At 60.3% G+C, this 18017-nt stretch carries 15 protein-coding genes; 8 read left to right on the top strand and 7 right to left on the bottom strand.

Annotated features, from left to right (window positions below):
• Window positions 1-110 precede the first annotated feature (110 nt).
• A complete protein-coding gene (gene hfq / locus U1A24_RS18080; protein WP_054006118.1) occupies window positions 111-344 on the top strand; it encodes an RNA chaperone Hfq in 234 nt (77 codons plus the stop codon).
• Window positions 345-391: 47 nt separating this feature from the next.
• A complete protein-coding gene (hflX, locus tag U1A24_RS18075) occupies window positions 392-1675 on the top strand; it encodes a GTPase HflX (RefSeq protein WP_322323451.1) in 1284 nt (427 codons plus the stop codon).
• A gap of 28 nt (window positions 1676-1703) precedes the next feature.
• Here hflX and U1A24_RS18070 read toward each other — a convergent pair whose 3' ends face one another.
• Window positions 1704-4175, bottom strand: coding sequence for a penicillin acylase family protein (locus tag U1A24_RS18070; RefSeq protein ID WP_322323376.1), 2472 nt, complete (start codon window positions 4173-4175; stop codon window positions 1704-1706).
• Window positions 4176-4254: 79 nt separating this feature from the next.
• Here U1A24_RS18070 and U1A24_RS18065 point away from each other — a divergent pair, with 79 nt between their 5' ends.
• On the top strand, window positions 4255-5115 hold the full coding sequence (locus U1A24_RS18065) for an NAD(P)-dependent oxidoreductase (RefSeq protein WP_322323375.1): 861 nt from the start codon (window positions 4255-4257) through the stop codon (window positions 5113-5115).
• 74 nt (window positions 5116-5189) lie between these two features.
• Here the strand turns inward: U1A24_RS18065 and U1A24_RS18060 are convergent, their stop codons facing one another.
• Together U1A24_RS18060 and hemB are read right to left on the bottom strand one after the other, a co-directional pair.
• Window positions 5190-5756, bottom strand: coding sequence for a YSC84-related protein (locus tag U1A24_RS18060; protein WP_322323374.1), 567 nt, complete (start codon window positions 5754-5756; stop codon window positions 5190-5192).
• 85 nt (window positions 5757-5841) lie between these two features.
• Entirely contained in the window at window positions 5842-6852 is a 1011-nt protein-coding gene (gene hemB / locus U1A24_RS18055; RefSeq protein WP_322323373.1) for a porphobilinogen synthase, read from the bottom strand.
• Between the two features lie 122 nt (window positions 6853-6974).
• On the opposite strand from hemB, the gene U1A24_RS18050 reads away from it, so the two are divergent.
• Window positions 6975-7499, top strand: a complete 525-nt coding sequence (locus tag U1A24_RS18050) for a component of SufBCD complex (RefSeq protein ID WP_322323372.1) — start codon at window positions 6975-6977, stop codon at window positions 7497-7499.
• Between the two features lie 7 nt (window positions 7500-7506).
• A complete protein-coding gene (gene mfd, locus U1A24_RS18045) occupies window positions 7507-10947 on the top strand; it encodes a transcription-repair coupling factor (RefSeq protein WP_322323371.1) in 3441 nt (1146 codons plus the stop codon).
• A gap of 48 nt (window positions 10948-10995) precedes the next feature.
• Here the strand turns inward: mfd and U1A24_RS18040 are convergent, their stop codons facing one another.
• Window positions 10996-12192, bottom strand: coding sequence for a multidrug effflux MFS transporter (locus tag U1A24_RS18040; RefSeq protein ID WP_322323370.1), 1197 nt, complete (start codon window positions 12190-12192; stop codon window positions 10996-10998).
• Between the two features lies 1 nt (window position 12193).
• On the bottom strand, window positions 12194-12841 hold the full coding sequence (locus U1A24_RS18035) for a DsbA family oxidoreductase (RefSeq protein WP_322323369.1): 648 nt from the start codon (window positions 12839-12841) through the stop codon (window positions 12194-12196).
• A gap of 152 nt (window positions 12842-12993) precedes the next feature.
• On the opposite strand from U1A24_RS18035, the gene U1A24_RS18030 reads away from it, so the two are divergent.
• The 3 genes from U1A24_RS18030 (at window position 12994) to U1A24_RS18020 (ending at window position 15893) form a co-directional block, all read left to right on the top strand.
• Window positions 12994-13623 carry an XRE family transcriptional regulator gene (locus tag U1A24_RS18030; protein WP_322323368.1) on the top strand — a complete coding sequence of 210 codons (630 nt, stop codon included), beginning with the start codon at window positions 12994-12996 and terminating at the stop codon, window positions 13621-13623.
• 113 nt (window positions 13624-13736) lie between these two features.
• On the top strand, window positions 13737-14477 hold the full coding sequence (locus tag U1A24_RS18025) for a metallophosphoesterase family protein (protein ID WP_322323367.1): 741 nt from the start codon (window positions 13737-13739) through the stop codon (window positions 14475-14477).
• Window positions 14478-15893 (top strand): bifunctional serine/threonine-protein kinase/universal stress protein, encoded by a 1416-nt coding sequence (locus U1A24_RS18020; protein WP_322323366.1) that lies wholly within the window; start codon window positions 14478-14480, stop codon window positions 15891-15893. It abuts the gene before it with no gap.
• Between the two features lie 3 nt (window positions 15894-15896).
• On the opposite strand, the gene U1A24_RS18015 is transcribed toward U1A24_RS18020, so the two are convergent.
• Both U1A24_RS18015 and U1A24_RS18010 read right to left on the bottom strand, forming a co-directional pair.
• Complete coding sequence (locus tag U1A24_RS18015; protein WP_322323365.1) at window positions 15897-16013, bottom strand: entericidin EcnA/B family protein; 117 nt, start codon at window positions 16011-16013, stop codon at window positions 15897-15899.
• Window positions 16014-16017: 4 nt separating this feature from the next.
• Window positions 16018-17844: an extracellular solute-binding protein gene (locus tag U1A24_RS18010; protein ID WP_322323364.1), complete on the bottom strand. Its 1827-nt coding sequence runs from the start codon at window positions 17842-17844 to the stop codon at window positions 16018-16020.
• Between the last annotated feature and the right edge of the window lie 173 nt (window positions 17845-18017).

Raw genomic sequence — 18017 nt, 5'->3', positions numbered from 1 at the left:
GAAGATTCTGACGTTTTGCGCTGGAATCTGCCAAATTTGCGCGACATAGTTAAATACCAAAGCGCGAAAGGGCGCGCTTTTGGTGCGACTGGCGATAAGGATAAGAAAAAATGGCCGCAGACAAACAAAATTTGCAAGACGCGTTTCTCAATCATGTCCGGAAATCCAAGGTTCCGGTGACGATTTTCCTGATCAACGGGGTAAAGTTGCAGGGGGTGATCACTTGGTTTGACAATTTCTGCGTGCTCTTGCGCCGTGATGGTCAATCGCAGCTGGTCTACAAACATGCGATCTCGACGATCATGCCGGGTGGACCGGTTAACCTTTATGAAGGTGAAGACTGATCCCTGATCTTCCAGAAGATGACGAATGGCCATTTGCGGACGGTGGCATCGACGCCTATGAAACGGCGGCCGCTCCAACGCGCGCCTATGTGTTGCACCCCGATCTGAAATCGGTCAAATCGCGCCGCTTGCCGGAACATGGTCTGGCAGAGGCCGTCAGTCTGGCGGCCGCCTTGCCCGGACTTGAGGTCTTAGGGGCGGAAGTTGTGCGCCTGCCACGGGTGCAGCCGGGGACTCTGTTCGGCTCGGGCAAGGTCGAAGACCTCAAAGCCACGATGAACGGGCTGGAGATTGATCTGGTGCTGGTCGATGGTCCGGTGACGCCGGTGCAGCAGCGCAATCTTGAAAAAGAGTGGGGCGTCAAACTGTTAGACCGCACCGGTCTGATCCTTGAGATTTTCGCCGACCGTGCCCGTACCCGTGAAGGCGTGCTGCAAGTTGAACTCGCGGCGCTGTCATATCAGCGCACCCGTCTGGTGCGCGCCTGGACCCATCTTGAACGCCAACGCGGCGGTTTTGGCTTTGTTGGCGGTCCGGGGGAGACGCAGATCGAATCCGACCGCCGTGCGATTGACGATCAGGTTATCCGCCTGAAACGTCAGCTTGACCGGGTTGCGAAAACCCGCGAGTTGCACCGCGCCTCGCGCCGTAAAGTGCCGTTCCCGCTGGTGGCTTTGGTGGGCTATACCAACGCCGGCAAGTCGACGCTGTTTAACCATATGACCGGGGCTGAGGTTCTGGCCAAGGACATGCTGTTCGCCACGCTGGACCCCACCATGCGCGGCGTGGTGCTGCCATCTGGCCGCAAAGTGATTGCGTCCGATACCGTGGGCTTCATTTCCGAACTGCCCACCCAACTGGTCGCCGCCTTCCGCGCCACCCTGGAAGAGGTGCTTGAGGCCGATCTGATCCTACATGTCCGCGACATCAGCCACCCGGAAACCGCCGAACAGGCCGCCGATGTGGGTGATATTCTGACCTCGCTGGGCGTCAACAAAGCCGTGCCGATGTTTGAGGTCTGGAACAAGCTGGATCTGGTTGATCCCAGCCAGCGTGAGGCGTTGCTGGTGCAAGCCACCAATCGGGCAGGGGTTTTCCCAGTTTCTGCGCTGACGGGCGAGGGTGTGGCGGCGCTGCTAGAGGCGGTCTCAACCGCATTCGAGGAAGAGAAATCGCAGGCGGTGCTGACGCTTGGTTTCTCCGAAGGCAAGCGGCGCTCGTGGTTGCATGCGGCCGGTATCGTGCAGGATGAGACGCAGGATGAAGACGGTTGGCGCATCAGCGTGCTGTGGACCGCACGGCAGCAGGGACGCTACCGGGAGCTCAGCTAAAGCATCAATATCGCGCCGCAATGCATTGTTATTGCGGCGCTTCTGGCGTCAAGATCATATCGCCCACAGCCCCCGCTCGCGCCAGTTCCGGGTCAAGAGACATCGGAATGTATTCGCCACGCCGCCACAATTCGCTTAGATCATCATAAAAGCGCGACAGCGGATGCCCGGATTGCCCGGTGGCCTGCACGAACACCGAACTGTCCGGGTCGGCGAAATCATACACCCCACGATAGCCGCCCGCATGCACGTTCAGATAGGGGTTCGGTCCGGTGCCTTTGGTGCGGCCACGCAACAAAGTCGTGTCACCGCCCGAGGTCGATTGCCGGATGTTGACGAAGTAGCGCAGCACCGGCACATCGCCCAGAACCGGGTGATCATGCGTTGCCTGATGCGCGTCGCCCCAACGCCAGCTTTCGATGTTCGGGCCATAAACCTCTGACAATTCAAGCAAAGCCTGATCCAAAGCGATCCGTGCGATGTCGGTGCAGGTCTCGACCGCGGCCGATTGCACCACATCGCACCACACTGAAGCACCGCCAATGTTGCGATAGACCCGCTCGATGAACACCGGTTCCGGGTGGCTGAACTCATCGGCCAAAGGCCCGATCTCATCGCGGGTCAGCCGGTCTTGCAAAGCGCGCAGCCAAGCCTCGGCGATCAGCGGTTCGGGCAGATGCTCGTTCATCTCGCCATTCCATTTTGCCAGCAAATCCAAGGCCTTCTGCCTTTGCCGCTCGGGCGTGCCTTCGGCTGCGGGCTCTCCGGTGAACCACAGATCCGCGCCGATCAGCGGCAGAATATTGCGCGCGGTGGGGCTGACCGTATCCAGCTGCGCCTCGATGAAACTGTCGCGGGTATGCACGGCGCGGGTTTTCATCAGCGCCAGCCAGCGCTGAATCCGCTGGGTGTCGCCCCATTCAAACGACACATGCAACGGAAAGGCGCGATCCACCGTCTTGTTGTTGGTATTGCCCAGCAAGCCACTGGTGGGGTTCACAAAACTTGGATTGTCGGCGTAGGGCAACATCCCCGTCCAGCGGTTCTTGCCCTGCCATCCGGGCGCAGGCATCCGGCCTTTGGTGGCATGCGCCGGATCACGCGCCGGCATCGCCCCAATGGTCTGCATCGCAATGCCATTGGCATCGACCAGCATCAGGTTTTGCGACGGTGCCACAAACAGCTTTCCCGCATCAATCGCCTCAGCCACCGAGCCCGCCGACATCAGCTTCATCGCCGCCGTCATCGAGGTATCCGCCCCCGACAGCGCCGTCCATTCCAAGGCCGCGACCGAGCCCGCAGGCGTGACCGAGGCCAGATCATAATGCGTCCCCGGAAGGATCGGCCCGGCCTCTGACCAGCGCAGGGTCAGCGTCACCGGATCTTCGCCCTTGATGTTCAGGATGGTCTGCCGCGAGGTGAATTTCTTCGGCCCTTCCGGCGTCAGATATTCTTGCGCATTGGCCGGGTTTACCCGCTCGATCACCACATCCTGATCATCCATATAAGATGAGGTCAGCCCCCAACCCAAGCGCTCCGACCGCCCGACCAGTACCAAAGGCATCCCCGGAATCGTGCCACCGATCACCCCGCCCGTCGGCAGTTGCAGCCGGGCCAGATACCAGATCGACGGTGCTGTCAGCCCCAGATGCGGGTCGTTCGCCAACAGCGACCCGCCCGCCGCCGCTTTGCCGGGTGTCGCCGCCCAAGCGTTTGAAGCCCCGGCAAAATCACGGGAATGGAACGGTGACAGCGGTGTATCAACATAGGCGGTCTTGCGCGTGGCGGCCGGAAACGCCCCCGGCATCAGGCTGGCATAATCGGGCAGGGCGGCGACACCTTGGCCCGGATCATCGGGCAGAATATCGCCCAGACGCTCGGCAGGCAGCACCAGCGACATCTGCGCGCGCAGCACTTCATCCTCCAGATGGGCCGAAAGTTGCAGCGCCATCAGCTTCAGGATCGACAGGCTATCGGCGGGCGACCACGCCGCGATCTCGTTGGAAAAGAAGAAAAACTCTGGCGCACCCCTGCCACGCGCGCCCAGATTAACCTGCGATATCCAAGCGTTAACCCCCGCCGCATAGGACTGAAGCGCCACTGTCGTACGTTCGTCCTGCACTTTCACCGATTGCTGCGCCAGCCCGTAGATGTCCAACCTGCGCACCAACTCGTCGATCTTCACCGTCCGCGCGCCGAAAATCTCCGAAAGCCGCCCCTGTGCCGTGCGCCGCAGCATGGTCATTTGCCACAGCCGATCCTGCGCATGGGCGAACCCCAGCGCGAAATAGACATCCTGCTCGGTTTTGCCGAAAATATGCGGCACATTGTTGTTGTTGCGCACGATTTCGACCGGGGCAGTGATGCCCTTCAGGGTGAAATCCTCGTTGTAATCCGGCAGCGACCGCGTCAGCACATAATACACCAGCACCGCCGCCAGCAGCCCCAAAGCCATCAGCCCGGTGAAGATGCGCAAAAGCCAGCGGAAGGCGGTCAACATGGGGCGGAGTCCTTGACGGCAACGGTTGATTGCCTTCCTAGTCCAAAGCCAGAATAGGGGCAATGCGGGGCGGAAGATCATGGCAAAACTGGCGTTTCTTGGCCTTGGGGTGATGGGCTATCCGATGGCCGGGCATTTGGCCGCCAAGGGCCATCAGGTGGTTGTTTACAATCGCAATCCGGCGAAATCGGCGGCTTGGGTGGCGCAACATGGCGGCACTGCCGCAGCGACCCCACGTGAGGCCGCAAATGATGCCGAATTTGTGATGGCTTGCGTCGGCAATGATGACGATCTGCGCAGCATTTGCCTTGGCGATGATGGTGCTTTCGCGGGCATGAAGGACGCGATATTCGTTGATCACACCACGGTGTCGGCAGCTGTCACCCGCGAATTGTCTACTATTGCCGCAGGCCAGGGCCTTGGCTTCGTCGACGCTCCGGTATCAGGCGGTCAGGCGGGGGCGGAAAACGGCGTGCTGTCGGTGATGTGTGGTGGCACGCAAGCGGACTATGACCGCGCCGAGCCGGTGATCGCCGCCTATGCCCGGATCTGCCGCCGTCTGGGCGAAAGCGGGGCAGGGCAGTTGGCCAAGATGATGAACCAGATCGCCATTGCCGGGCTGGTGCAGGGGCTGGCCGAGGCTTTGGCTTTTGGCGAGAAAGCGGGTCTGGATGGCGAAGCGGTGGTAGAAGTGATCAGCCAGGGTGCCGCCGGATCATGGCAAATGATGAACCGTCACAAAACCATGCTGACAGGCAAATTCGATCACGGTTTCGCGGTAGATTGGATGCGCAAGGATCTGAAAATCTGTCTCGAAGCCGCCGACCAGATCGGCGCATCTCTGCCGGTGACCGCTTTGGTCGATCAGTTCTACAAGGATGTGCAGCGGATGGGCGGCAACCGCAATGATACCTCCAGCCTGATCCGGCGGCTGAAATAGGGTTAACGAAAGCTGATCGGCACTCGCTAACCCTTTGATCTGAAATGCGCGGGCAAACGCCCACGCGTGGCAGCTTACACGATGATCCGGGTATACTTGACGCCCGCCAGCGTTGCCCCCGCCATCAGCCCTTGCTGGCCGAACACGAAAGCGATCACCGGATCCAGCTCGGTGGTCTCTTTGCCAATCGAGCCGCCCTCGTCAGGCGTCGCATAGCGAATATCCGCGCTGGCAGCCCATCCGGGCGAACGGCGGAAATCCTGCAACGCCTGATCGGTGGTGAAAAACAACATATGCGCGTATTGCTGCGCGCCGATCTGGAAGCCGATCGAGGCTTTGGTGGCCGAATAGTAATCCACCTTCGCCCCCCGCACCTCAAGCACGCCGCGGCCATAAGCGCCGCCAAAGCCAAAGCCCGCTTCAGTGACCAAAGGCATCGTCAGAATGCCGCTGGAGCGGTTCGCCAACTGCTGCGTACCTGGGAAGTTGCTGAACAGATAGTTCTGCGTCTCCCGCACCCGCGCATCAATCTGCGCGCCGCCATTCGAGCCCACACCATTGCCGATCACGGTGCTTTGGCAGGCCGAAACCAAGCCAACACCAGTAAGCGCCAGAAAGCCGCGTCTGGAAAATTCTGTCATATCCGCCCTCATGCCTCATAGGGGGTTCTTTGACCCCGTTCACGAAACAATAGCGCGGTTGAAACCTGTTGTCACCCGTTGCGGTTCAGGCAAGCGCGGCTCCGCCCAACAGCCGGGCCACACGCGGGGCGAAATAGGTCAGGATGCCGTCACAGCCCGCCCGTTTGAACGCCATCAGGCTTTCCAGCATGGCTTTGTCGCCATCAATCCAGCCATTCTGCGCCGCAGCCTGGATCATCGCGTATTCGCCCGACACCTGATAGGCAAAGGTCGGCGCGCCAAACATCGCTTTGCTGCGCTGGCAGATGTCCAGATACGGCATCCCCGGCTTGACCATCACCATGTCTGCACCTTCGCGCAGATCACGCTCGATCAACCGCAGCGCCTCATCGCTGTTGGCCGGGTTCATCTGATAGGTTTTCTTGTCGCCCTTCAAAGCACCGCTTGCCCCCACCGCATCGCGGAACGGGCCATAAAACGCCGAGGCATATTTCGCCGCATAGGACATGATCGCCACGTTGGTATGGCCTGCCGCCTCCAGCGCCAGCCGGATCGCGCCAATCCGGCCATCCATCATATCCGACGGCCCCAGAATATCCGCGCCCGCTTCGGCCTGCACCAAAGCCATCTTCACCAAAGCTTGAACGGACTCGTCGTTCAGAATGATGCCATCGCGGACCAAGCCATCGTGACCGTTGCTGTTATACGGATCCAGCGCCACATCGGTCATCACCGCAATCTGCGGCACCGCCGCCTTGATCGCGCGGATCGCCCGGTTGGTCAGGTTCTCTGGGTTCCACGCCTCTTCGCAACCTTCGGTTTTCAGGCTGGGATCGGTGTAGGGAAACAGGCAAATCGCCGGAATGCCCAGCTCTGCTGCGTCCCGCGCCGCCGCCACCACCAGATCCAGCGACAAACGGTTCACCCCCGGCATCGAATGGATCGGCTCGGAAATCCCGACGCCCTCGCGCACAAACACCGGCCAGATCAGATCGCCCACCGTCAGCGTGTTCTCTTGCACCAAGGCGCGCAGGGCCGGGCTGGCGCGCAGGCGGCGAAAACGAGACTGCGGGGTCGGGGCGGAAATCGGGCGCATCGGTCTATCCTGAAGGTGGCAAAAAGGCTTGCGGTTGCTGTCTCTGCCTGACATGGAAAGAGCTGCGTCTCAAGCGGACATTCGGGCGCAGGCCAAGACGGGGCTTAAGGTGAGGGCTTAAGGTGAATTTATATCAAGTCCTGTTCGAGCTGATCGACATGCGGTCGTTTTCGAACCTTTGGTATTGGATCATGCTGGCGGTGATGTGGTCTTCGGCCAGCCATTGGGTGCTCGGCATCCCCTTCGACGTGATTTCCCGCGCCCGTCGTCAAGGCGGCCCGCAGCAGGACGATCTTGAAACTCTGGTGCGGATCAACACCGGCCGCCTGCTGGATATCGTGCAAACCGCCGGGGTCTGGGTTGTGGCCGTGCTGTGCTTTATGCTGAGTGCGCTTCTGGTGCTGGCGGTCTATTACAAGATCGAATTCGCGCAAGCCGTGCTGTTTCTGCTGGTGCCGATGAGCATTCTGTCGCTGCTGTCGCTGCGCACCGCCCGCCTCATCGTCGCCGGAGAGAACGAAGGCCAAGCGCTACACCGTCGTCTCGTCCGCCACCGCATCACCACGCAAGCGCTTGGGATGATGTCGATTTTCGTCACATCCATGTTCGGGATGTATGTCAATCTTTACGTCGGCGTGTTGGGGTAATCGGGCGATGGCCGACCGGATCATACTGGGCGGTGCGCCCGAAGGCTATGATGCCAAACTGCTGGCCCGCGAACTCGCCCGTGGCGCCCCGGTCATCCACATCGCCCGCGATGACAAACGCCTCGAGGCGATGCGTGCCGCTTTGGCGGTGATGGCGCCCGAGACCGTGGTGCTTGATCTGCCCGCCTGGGATTGCTTGCCCTACGACCGCATCTCGCCCAACCCCGAGATTTTGGCCCGCCGGATGTCAACGCTGGCGGCTTTGGCCTCGGGCTTTGACGGCCCGTTCGTGCTGCTCACCACGCTGAATGCCGCCATGCAGCGCCTGCCATCCCGCGCGGTGATGCAAACCGCGTCGTTTGTTGCCCGTGTCGGGGATCGGGTGGATGAACAACAACTGAAGGGGTTCCTTGCCCGGATGGGCTTTTCGCCGGTCTCTACCGTGGCTGAACCGGGTGATTTCGCCATTCGCGGTGGCATTGTCGATATCTATCCGCCGGGCGAAGGCGGCCCAGTGCGGCTTGATTTCTTCGGCGATGTGCTGGATGGCGCACGCCGCTTTGATCCGGTGACGCAGCGCACCACCGAAAAGCTGAAAGCCGTTGAATTCGCGCCGATGTCCGAGGTGATCCTGGATGATGCCGCGATTTCGCGGTTCCGGCAGAACTACCGCGTTGAATTCGGCGCAGGCGGCTCGGATGATCCTTTGTACGAGGCGGTGTCCGCTGGTCGCAAGCATCAGGGCATGGAGCATTGGCTGCCGTTCTTCCACGCAGGCCTTGAGACGATTTTCGATTATTTGCCAAAGGCTTCCGTGCTTTTGGATGATCAAGTCACCGCCGTGCGGCTGTCGCGCTGGGAGGGTATCGCTGATCAATATGACGCGCGGCATGAGGCGATGACGGCCAAGGGACGGATGGATTCTGTCTACAAACCCTCAGCACCGGGGCTATTGTATCTCGACGATACCGCGTGGGAAGCCGCCATCGCTGATCACCGCGTGGTGCAGCTGTCGCCGTTGCCGCAAGCGCCGGGGCCGGGTGTTCTGGACGCACAAGGCCGCATTGGTCGCAGCTTTGCGCCCGAGCGCCAGCAGGAAAATCTAAGCTTGTTCAGCGCCTTGTCTGATCATGTTAAAGTATTGTCTAAAGACGCGCAGGTTGTGATCGCCTCTTGGTCAGATGGCGCGCGTGAACGGCTCAAGGGTTTGCTTGACGATCAAGGCCTGCACCACGCGCAAGAAATCAAAGACTTCCGCGCGTTGCCCGAAGGCAAAGGCGGCGTCTACCTGATGATCTGGGCGCTGGAGGCTGGCTTTACCGCCCCCGGTCTTGCCGTGATCTCGGAACAAGACGTGTTGGGCGACCGTCTGGTCAGCAAACCCCGCAAGAAACGCAAGGCCGACAACTTCCTGCGCGAGGTGGATACGCTGTCGGTCGGCGATCTTGTGGTGCATGTCGAACATGGCGTCGGCCGCTATCTGGGCTTGGAAACCATCACCGCTCTTGGTGCGCCGCATGCCTGCGTCGCCTTGGAATATGCTGAAAACGCTAAGCTTTATCTTCCCGTAGAGAATATCGAACTGCTGTCGCGCTATGGCCATGAAGAGGGCTTGCTTGACCGTCTCGGTGGCGGCGCGTGGCAGGCGAAGAAAGCCAAACTCAAGCAGCGCATCCGCGAGATTGCAGACAAGCTGATGCGGATTGCTGCCGAACGCGCCCTTCGCCACGCGCCAATCTTGGAAGCGCCGCATAGCATATGGGAGGCTTTCGCCGCCCGCTTCCCCTATACCGAAACGGACGATCAGCTTTCCGCTATCGGTGACGTGGTCGCCGATCTGGAAAAGGGCAGCCCGATGGATCGCTTGATCGTCGGCGATGTCGGTTTTGGTAAAACCGAAGTGGCGATGCGCGCGGCGTTTGTGGCGGCACTTTCGGGGATGCAAGTCGCGGTGATCTGCCCCACAACCTTGCTTGCCCGTCAACACTACCGCAGCTTTGTTGAGCGGTTCAGGGGCTTTCCGATCAACATCAAACCACTGTCCCGGTTCGTGTCCACCAAAGACGCCAATATCACCCGCACCGAGATGGCCGAGGGCAGGGTGGATATCATCATCGGCACCCATGCGCTACTCGCCAAAGCCATCCGATTTAAAAACCTTGGCCTGTTGGTGATCGACGAAGAACAACATTTCGGCGTCGGCCATAAAGAACGTCTGAAGGAAATGCGCTCCGAAGTCCACGTTCTGACCCTGACCGCCACGCCCATTCCGCGCACCCTGCAACTGTCGCTGACGGGCGTGCGCGATCTGTCGATAATCGCCACTCCGCCGGTCGATCGCCTCGCCATCCGCACCTATATTTCAGAATTCGACACCATCACGATCCGCGAGGCCCTGCTGCGCGAACGCTTCCGCGGTGGGCAGAGCTTCTATGTCGTTCCGCGCATTTCCGATCTGCATGACATCGAGGATTTCCTGAAAACCCATGTCCCAGAGGTGTCTTACGTCGTGGCCCACGGCCAGCTTGCGGCGGGCGATCTGGATGAGCGGATGAACGAATTTTACGACGGCAAATATGATGTGCTGATCGCAACCTCCATCGTCGAATCCGGTCTGGATATCCCCAGCGCCAACACCATGATCGTGCACCGCGCCGATATGTTTGGACTTGGACAGCTGTACCAGATCAGGGGCCGGGTGGGGCGTTCCAAAACCCGAGCCTATTGTTATCTCACCACAAAACCCCGCGCGCCGCTGACACCGCAGGCCAACAAGCGACTGCGCTTGATGGGATCATTGGATAGCCTTGGCGCGGGCTTTAACCTTGCCAGCCACGACCTTGATCTGCGCGGCGCGGGCAATTTGCTGGGCGAGGAACAGTCCGGCCATATCAAGGAAGTCGGCTACGAGCTTTACCAAGCCATGCTGGAAGAGACGATTGCCAAGATCAAATCCGGTGAATTGCAGGGGCTTTCGGCGGTTGATGACCAATGGTCGCCGCAGATCAATCTTGGCGTGCCGGTGATGATCCCCGAGGCCTACATCCCTGATCTGGATATCCGTTTAGGCCTGTATCGCCGCCTGTCCAGCCTTGCCACCAAGGTCGAACTCGAAGGCTTTGCAGCGGAATTGATCGACCGTTTCGGCCCGATCCCGAAAGAGGTCAACACGCTGATGCTGATCGTGCGGATCAAGTCGATGTGCAAACGCGCCGGGATCAGCCGGATCGACGCGGGCACCAAGGGGGCGACGGTGCAATTCCACAACGACAAATTCGCCAACCCGGCGGGGCTGGTCGAATTCATCAAGGCGCAAGGGCCTGCCGCGAAGATCAGCGGCAACAAGATCGTGCTGATGGGTGAGATGAAATCGGAATCCGACCGTATCAAGGGCGCGTTCAACATCGCCCGCGATCTGGCGGAAAAGGTCGTCAAACCCAAGGCATGAAAAAACGCGCCCGGTGCAGGGCGCGCTTTCTCAGATCGAAGCTGTAGATCAGCGCTTGATCAACCGCATCAGCGCCAGCGCCAAGCCGATGAACACCGCAGACCCCGCCATCAGCGGCAAAGCCGTGCCGTCAAACGCCAGCCCCACCGGCACCGCCAGCACCACCGAAGCCACCGTCGCCACCGATGTCATCACCGAAGCCGCTAGCCCGGCGATATGGCCAACAGGCTCCATCGCCAGCGCATTCAGGTTGCCCATCGTCAAAGACATCATCGAAAACAATGCGATGCTCCACAGGATATGCGCCGGGAAGGCCAATACCTCGGGCATCAGCCCGGTCGCGATCAGCGCCAGCAACACCAAGGTCAGCGCCAGCACGCTTGCATAAGCCAGCGTGATCACCGGCCGCATACCCACCCGCATCACCACCCGCGAGTTGATGATACTGCCCGAGGCCGAGCCCAAGGCAATGAAGGCAAACCACAACGGAAAGCTTTCGGCGCGGTCAAAGCGCAGCTCAAAGATGCCTTGCATCGACGACAGGCTGGCAAACAGCGCTGCCATCGTCAGAGTTTGCGCCAGAATCGAGATTGTCACGATGCGATGGGTGAACAACTCTTTCGTGGCCGCAACTAGCACGCCGAAATCCAGCGGGCGGCGGTTTTCCTTCGCCAAAGTCTCGGGTTGCCGCAGGCCGAACCACAGCATGATCACTGCAACAATCGCGATATAGACGAGGAAAATCGCATGCCAGCCCGCAAGGGCGATGATGCCTTGCCCCATCAGCGGCGCCACTGCGGGCACCATGATGAACACCATCATCACGAAAGACATGATCTTGGCCATCTCACGGCCTTTGAACAGATCGCGCATGATTGCCATCGACACCACACGGGCGGCGGCAACGCTCATGCCCTGCAACACCCGCGCGAACAGCAAGGTCTCCAGCGAATTGGCGAAATAGCAGGCCAAGGCGGTCAGCGCATACAGCACGCTGCCGGCATAAATCACCGGCTTGCGGCCATAGGCATCGGCCAACGGGCCAACAAACAGCGTCCCCAGCCCCATGCCAAACACGAAACTGGTGATCACCAGCTGGGCACGGTTCGGTGCATCGGGCGACAAAGTGGCCGCAATCTCGGGCAGGGCGGGCAGCATGGCGTCAATCGACAGCGCCACCATGGCAAACAGCGCCGCAGTCAGGGCGACGAACTCGCCTTGTGACAAACGTTTGATCGGGGTCATTTCATTTACTTTCTTCTGCGGCCTTGGCCACGAGTTCTTCGATCACCTGGTGCCAAACCTCAGGAGGTTGTGCGCCAGAGACGACATATTGTTGCGCGATCAGGAAGGTCGGCACCGCCGTCACCCCCTTTTTGCGCGCATCGACATCGCGGGCGCGCAGATCGTCCAGATCGGCATCCGTCGCCAACAGCCGCGCCACGGCCGCCGGGTCCATGCCGATTTCCTCGGCAATATCGGTCAGTTCTTCCACATCACCAATATCGCGGCCATCGCGCCAATAGGCCCGGAACAGCGCCGAAACCATCGCCGCCTGCTTGCCCTCAATCCCCGCCCAATGGATCATCCGATGTGCGTTCATAGTGTTGGGCAGCATTTCGGGCTTGTCAGGGTCCATCGCCACGCCCGCCTCTTTCGCCATTGCGCGCAGATGGTTGTGGATTTGATCCACCTTCGCCTCACCGCCAAAACGGGCCACCAGATAGGGCCGCTTTTCGACGCCCTCGGCGGGCATATCCGGGTTCAGCTGAAACGGATGCCAGGCGATCACGAACGGATGATCGGGATGCGCCTCAAGCGCACGGTCCAGATTGGCTTTGCCGATCAGGCACCACGGGCATACCGGATCAGAGAAAATATCAAGGCGGATCATCGTGAGGCTCCGAAGGCAAGCAGGATAGGGGGCCATTCGCACACGAATGGCCCCATGAGATACCGCTATCAGCCCGCGGCTGCAATCCGACATCCACGCACAGCTGCGTTGCATTGGTTGCACGCAAGGCGGCCTTGCCGTAAGGAAAGCCCATGTCCAGCGATCCCAAACGCATGATCCGAATTGCCCGCGAAACGGGCCCCGACTCTGGCCAATCCGTGCCGGAGCCGTTGGATTTGGGCATCCGGGTGCGTGAACTGCGCAAAGCCAAGGGCTGGACGCTGGAACAGGCCTCGGTGCAGGCCGGTCTGGCGCGCTCTACCTTGTCGAAAATCGAAAACGGCCAGATGTCGCCGACCTATGAGGCGCTGAAGAAACTCGCGCTCGGCATGGGGGTTTCGGTGCCGCAGCTGTTCACGCCCGCGCAAGCGCCACAGGTGTCGGGCCGCATCGTGGTGACGAAATCCGGCGAGGGCCAAGCCCATGCCACCACCACTTACGAGCATGAACTGCTGGCAGGCAGTCTCACCAAGAAGCAGATGCTGCCCTACCGCGCAACCATCCGCGCCCGCGCGATGGAGGATTTTGACGGCTGGGTGCGCCATGAGGGCGAAGAATTTCTCTTTGTGCTGACCGGTGTGATCCGGCTGTTCACCGAATTCTACGAGCCCGTCGATCTGCGCCGCGGCGACAGCGCCTATTACGATGCCTCAATGGGGCATAATGTGATCAGCCTGTCAGAAGACGACGCGACCATTCTTTGGGTCACCTCACTGGCGTGACCCCTGCCGCAAAGGCTTGACCTTGCGCTTTGATCCATATCACTGTCTGCCACCGCCCTTGGGTTTAGATCAGCATAAAAGCATGACGGGCCAGCGGGTTGAGGAGGGGTTTCATGCGTCTGGCTTTGCTGACGGATATCCACGCAAATCGCGAGGCGTTTGAGGCTGTCTTGGCGGACCTCTCGCTGCGTCAGATCGACCGTTTGGTGTTTCTGGGCGATATCGTTGGCTATGGCCCCGATCCCGGCTGGTGCATTGATCAGGTGGAATCTCTGGTAGCCAAGGGCGCGATCGCCTTACGCGGCAACCATGACCGCGCCATAGGCGTGGCCGACAACATCCTGAACGCCAACGCCCGCCGGGTGATCGACTGGACGGTGAACCGTCTGAACGCGCGGCAAAAGCTGTTCCTGTCGGAATTGCCTTTGACGGTGCGGGATGGTGATACGTTGTTTGTCCACGCCTCGGCCAATGATCCGGCAGATTGGCTTTATGTCACCTCGGAAGCCACCGCCCGTCCCAGTTTTCTGGTCTGCGATGCGCGGCTGATCTTCTGCGGTCATGTCCACCGCAATGCGCTTTACAGCTGCGATTTGACCGGCCGGATCAGCCATCTGACCGTGGCCGCAGGTCAGCCGATGCCCCTGCTGCAATCGCGGCGCTGGCTGGGCGTGATCGGCTCTGTCGGTCAGCCGCGCGATGGCAGCACTTTGGCGTCTTATGCCATCCTCGACCGCAATCGCAACGAATTGACCTTTCGCCGCGTCGGCTATGATGCCACCACCACCGCCCGCAAATCGCGCGAAGCGGGTCTGCCAGAGGCGCTGGCGCAGCGTCTGATGAAGGGGATTTGAATGTCCGTGCGACCACATCCAGGCTTGGAAATCAACGGCTTCACTCTTGGTGAGCAGTTGCACAAAGGCGGCTTTGCCACCATTTGGGACGTGACCCACGCTTTGTATCGCACGCCGATGGTGATGAAAGTCCCCACCATCCTTGATGGTTACGATGGCCCGACCATCGTGGGGTTTGAGGTCGAGCAGATGATCATGCCGCGCCTGACCGGCATTCATGTGCCGCGCGTGATGGGGCAGGGTGATTTCGCGGTGATGCCCTATATCGTCACCGAGCGTATTCCCGGCAACTCGATGTTCCAGTATTTCAAACGCGCGCCGCGTCCGGTGGCCGAAGTGATTGAACTCGCCGCCCGCATGGCCGAAGCTGTGCATGACATCCACCGCCAGCACGTCATCCACCTTGATCTGAAGCCCGATAATTTCTTGCAGCGCCCCACGGGCGAGATGGTGCTGATCGACTACGGCCTATCGCGTCATGATCAGTTGCCCGATCTTCTGGCCGAAGAATTCACCATCCCGATGGGCACCTTCCCCTATATCGCCCCCGAACAATACCTGCGCCAACGCGGCGATCTGCGCTCGGATCTCTACGCCTTGGGCGCGATGATCTATGAGCTGGCGACGGGAAAGATGCCGTTCGGTCAGCCCGAGAAACTCTCCCAAGTCAAACAACGGCTGTGGCGTGATCCTGTGCCGCCGCGCACCATCCGCCCCGATATTCCCGAATGGTTGCAAGAGATCATCCTGCGCGCGCTCGAGGTCGATCCCGCCGACCGCTACCAATCCGCCGCCCAGATGATGTTTGATCTCGCACATCCGATGCAGATCCGCCTGACCGCGCGCGGGCACAAGATGCAGCGCGACCCCGCTTTGACCGTGTTCAACCGCTGGCGCAAAATGCGCAACCTTAAGGCTTTTGCAGCGCCACCCTCGGTCGCGGCCCAGATCGAACGCGCCCCGATCCTGCTGGTCGCCGTTGATCTTTCGCCCGAGGCCGAACCCTTGGCGCAAGCGATCTATCTGCAAATCAAGCGCATGCTGGTCAATCGCCCCGATGCCCGTGTGGCTTGCGTCAACGTGATCAAAACCGCGCGGCTGGGCATCGACCCCACCACCGACGACGCCGGCAACAACCTGCATGTGGCACGTCTGGTCGGGTTAAAGACTTGGGCCGAGGGCATTGATCTGACCGATGATCGCCTGACCTACACCATTCTGGAAAACACCGACCCCGCCACAGCCATCATCGACCACGCCGAAGTCACCCGCGTGGATCACATCCTGATGGGCGCGCGCGGCCATTCCAGCACCCGGCGGTTTCTGGGCTCGGTTTCGGCGAAAGTCGTCGCCGAAGCCGCCTGTTCGGTCACAGTGATCCGGCTGCGCGACAGCGGGCAGCCGGAGGCCAGTTAAAGCCTAGTTGAACCAACCGCCGACCCGCTGCGCGCCCGCCGAAACATCGCGCCCGACGCCATCCACGGTCGCACAGCCCGCCAGTGCGCCCAGCACCAAAATCATCATCAGCTTGCGCATCGGTCTACTCCTGATACCACCAGACCTCGGGCTGAAACCCCGGCCAATCGCCGTAAATTGGCAATTTCTCGGGGAAATGCAACTGCTTGGCATGGGCGATACGGCCAATATTTTGATACCACAGCGGCACCACATAGCGCCCCGAGGTCAAAACCCGGTCCAAAGCCTGCACCGCCGTGACAAAATCCGCCCGATCGGTAGACGACAGCTGCGTCTGCACCAAAGCGTCCACCACCGGCGCATTGACCCCTGCAAAGTTGCGCGACCCCGGCGCCGCGCCATTGGCACTGCCCCAGTAGCGCAGCTGCTCGGTTCCCGGTGACAGAGACAGCGCGACGATCAGCTGGGTCATGTCGAAATCATACACATTGGTGCGCTCGGTATATTGCGCCTGATCCACCGTGGTCAGTTTGGCATCCACCCCCAACTGCTTCAGCGCCTGAATATAGATATTCGCCGCCGCGATGTAGCCATCCGCGCCGTTCACCAGCAAGATCTCAAACGCCAGTGGCTTGCCCGCGGCATCTTTGCGCACGCCATCCTGCACCGTCCATCCGGCCTCATCCAACAGCGCGCTGGCCTTGCGCAGATTGCCCCGGTTGGCGGCTTTGCCATCCGAAACCGGCAGGGCATAACCCTCAAGCGCTCCGGGCAGCAGTTCGGCCTTGTAAGGCTCCAACAGCGCCAGAACCTTGCCCTGCGCCGGGTTCGCCACATCACCCGCCAGCTCGGAGTTGCTGTAATAGCTGGTGATTCGTGGCACCGCCCCGCCATTGATGGTCTGGTTGATCAGCTCGAAGTTGAACACGAGGATCAGCGCCTCCCGCACGCGCCAATCGGCAAAAATTGGCTTGCGGGTATTGAACGCGAAGCCATCCATCCCCGAGGGCCGCTGATGCGGGATCTCCGATTTCACCACAGCACCCGCAGCGATGGCGGGCAGGTTGTAATGCGTCGCCCATTTCTCGGGGTTGGTTTCGCGATAGCTGTTCAGTTCACCAGACTTGAACGCCTCGAAATGCACATCCGGGTTGCCGAAATATTCCACCCGCACTTCGTCGAGATTGTGCTGGCCGCGATAGAACGGCAGATCCTTGCCCCACCAATCGGGATTTTTCTTGTAGCTGACAAAGCGCCCGGCCTCGACCCTGTCCACCACATAGGGCCCCGATCCGATCGGCGGCACCATCGTGGTGGCGCTGAAATCGCGCCCCTCCCACTGCGCCTTCTGCAGCACCGGGCGCATACCCAGCAGCAGCGGCAGTTCCCGGTTCTCGGCCCCGAAGGTGAACTTCACTTTCCTGTCACCGGTTTTCTCGGCTTTGGCGACCGCCTGATACACCGGCGCATAGCGCGGATTGCCCAATGTGCCCAAGGCTTCAAACGACCACAGCACATCTTCCACCGTCACCGGGCTGCCATCCGAGAATCGAGCCGCCTCACGCAAAGTAAATTCTACGTAGGTCCGGGCGGTGTCAGTCTCGACTGATTCGGCCAGAATCCCGTAAAGCGAGAACGGTTCATCGAAAGAACGCCCCAGCAGCGTCTCGGTGGTGAACAAAGAAATCCCCGTCGGCGCACGGCCTTTCACGATGAACGGATGGAGGGAATCAAAGCTGCCGTTCTCGCCCACCACAAGGCGACCCCCCTTGGGTGCATCGGGGTTGGCATAGGGCAGCGACACAAAATCCGGTGGCAGGGCAGGCTCGCCATACATAGCTATGCCGTGCCTCGGTTCCGCCTGCGCGAATCCCCCCCCGAATCCGGGGGCGGTGATCAGCGCCAGACCAAGCCCAAAGCTGCGCAAAAGTGCGAAAAAATCCCGGTTCATTCTGGCAACAATCCCCCGCAGCCTGTTTTTATTGAACCCCAACCTATGCGGGCAATCCAACCTTTTCAAACTTTTAACTTGGAGTGCGCCGCCAACAGGGCTATAAGATACCTACTGCTCGATAGGTTTCTTGCCTGTATGAAACCTGCCTCAATAACTTAACGCCCGCTTCG

The organism is Cypionkella sp. (assembly GCF_034376685.1).
In the GTDB taxonomy this organism is placed as follows: Bacteria; Pseudomonadota; Alphaproteobacteria; order Rhodobacterales; family Rhodobacteraceae; genus Cypionkella.
This window is presented reverse-complemented; position numbering and strand designations above follow the sequence as displayed.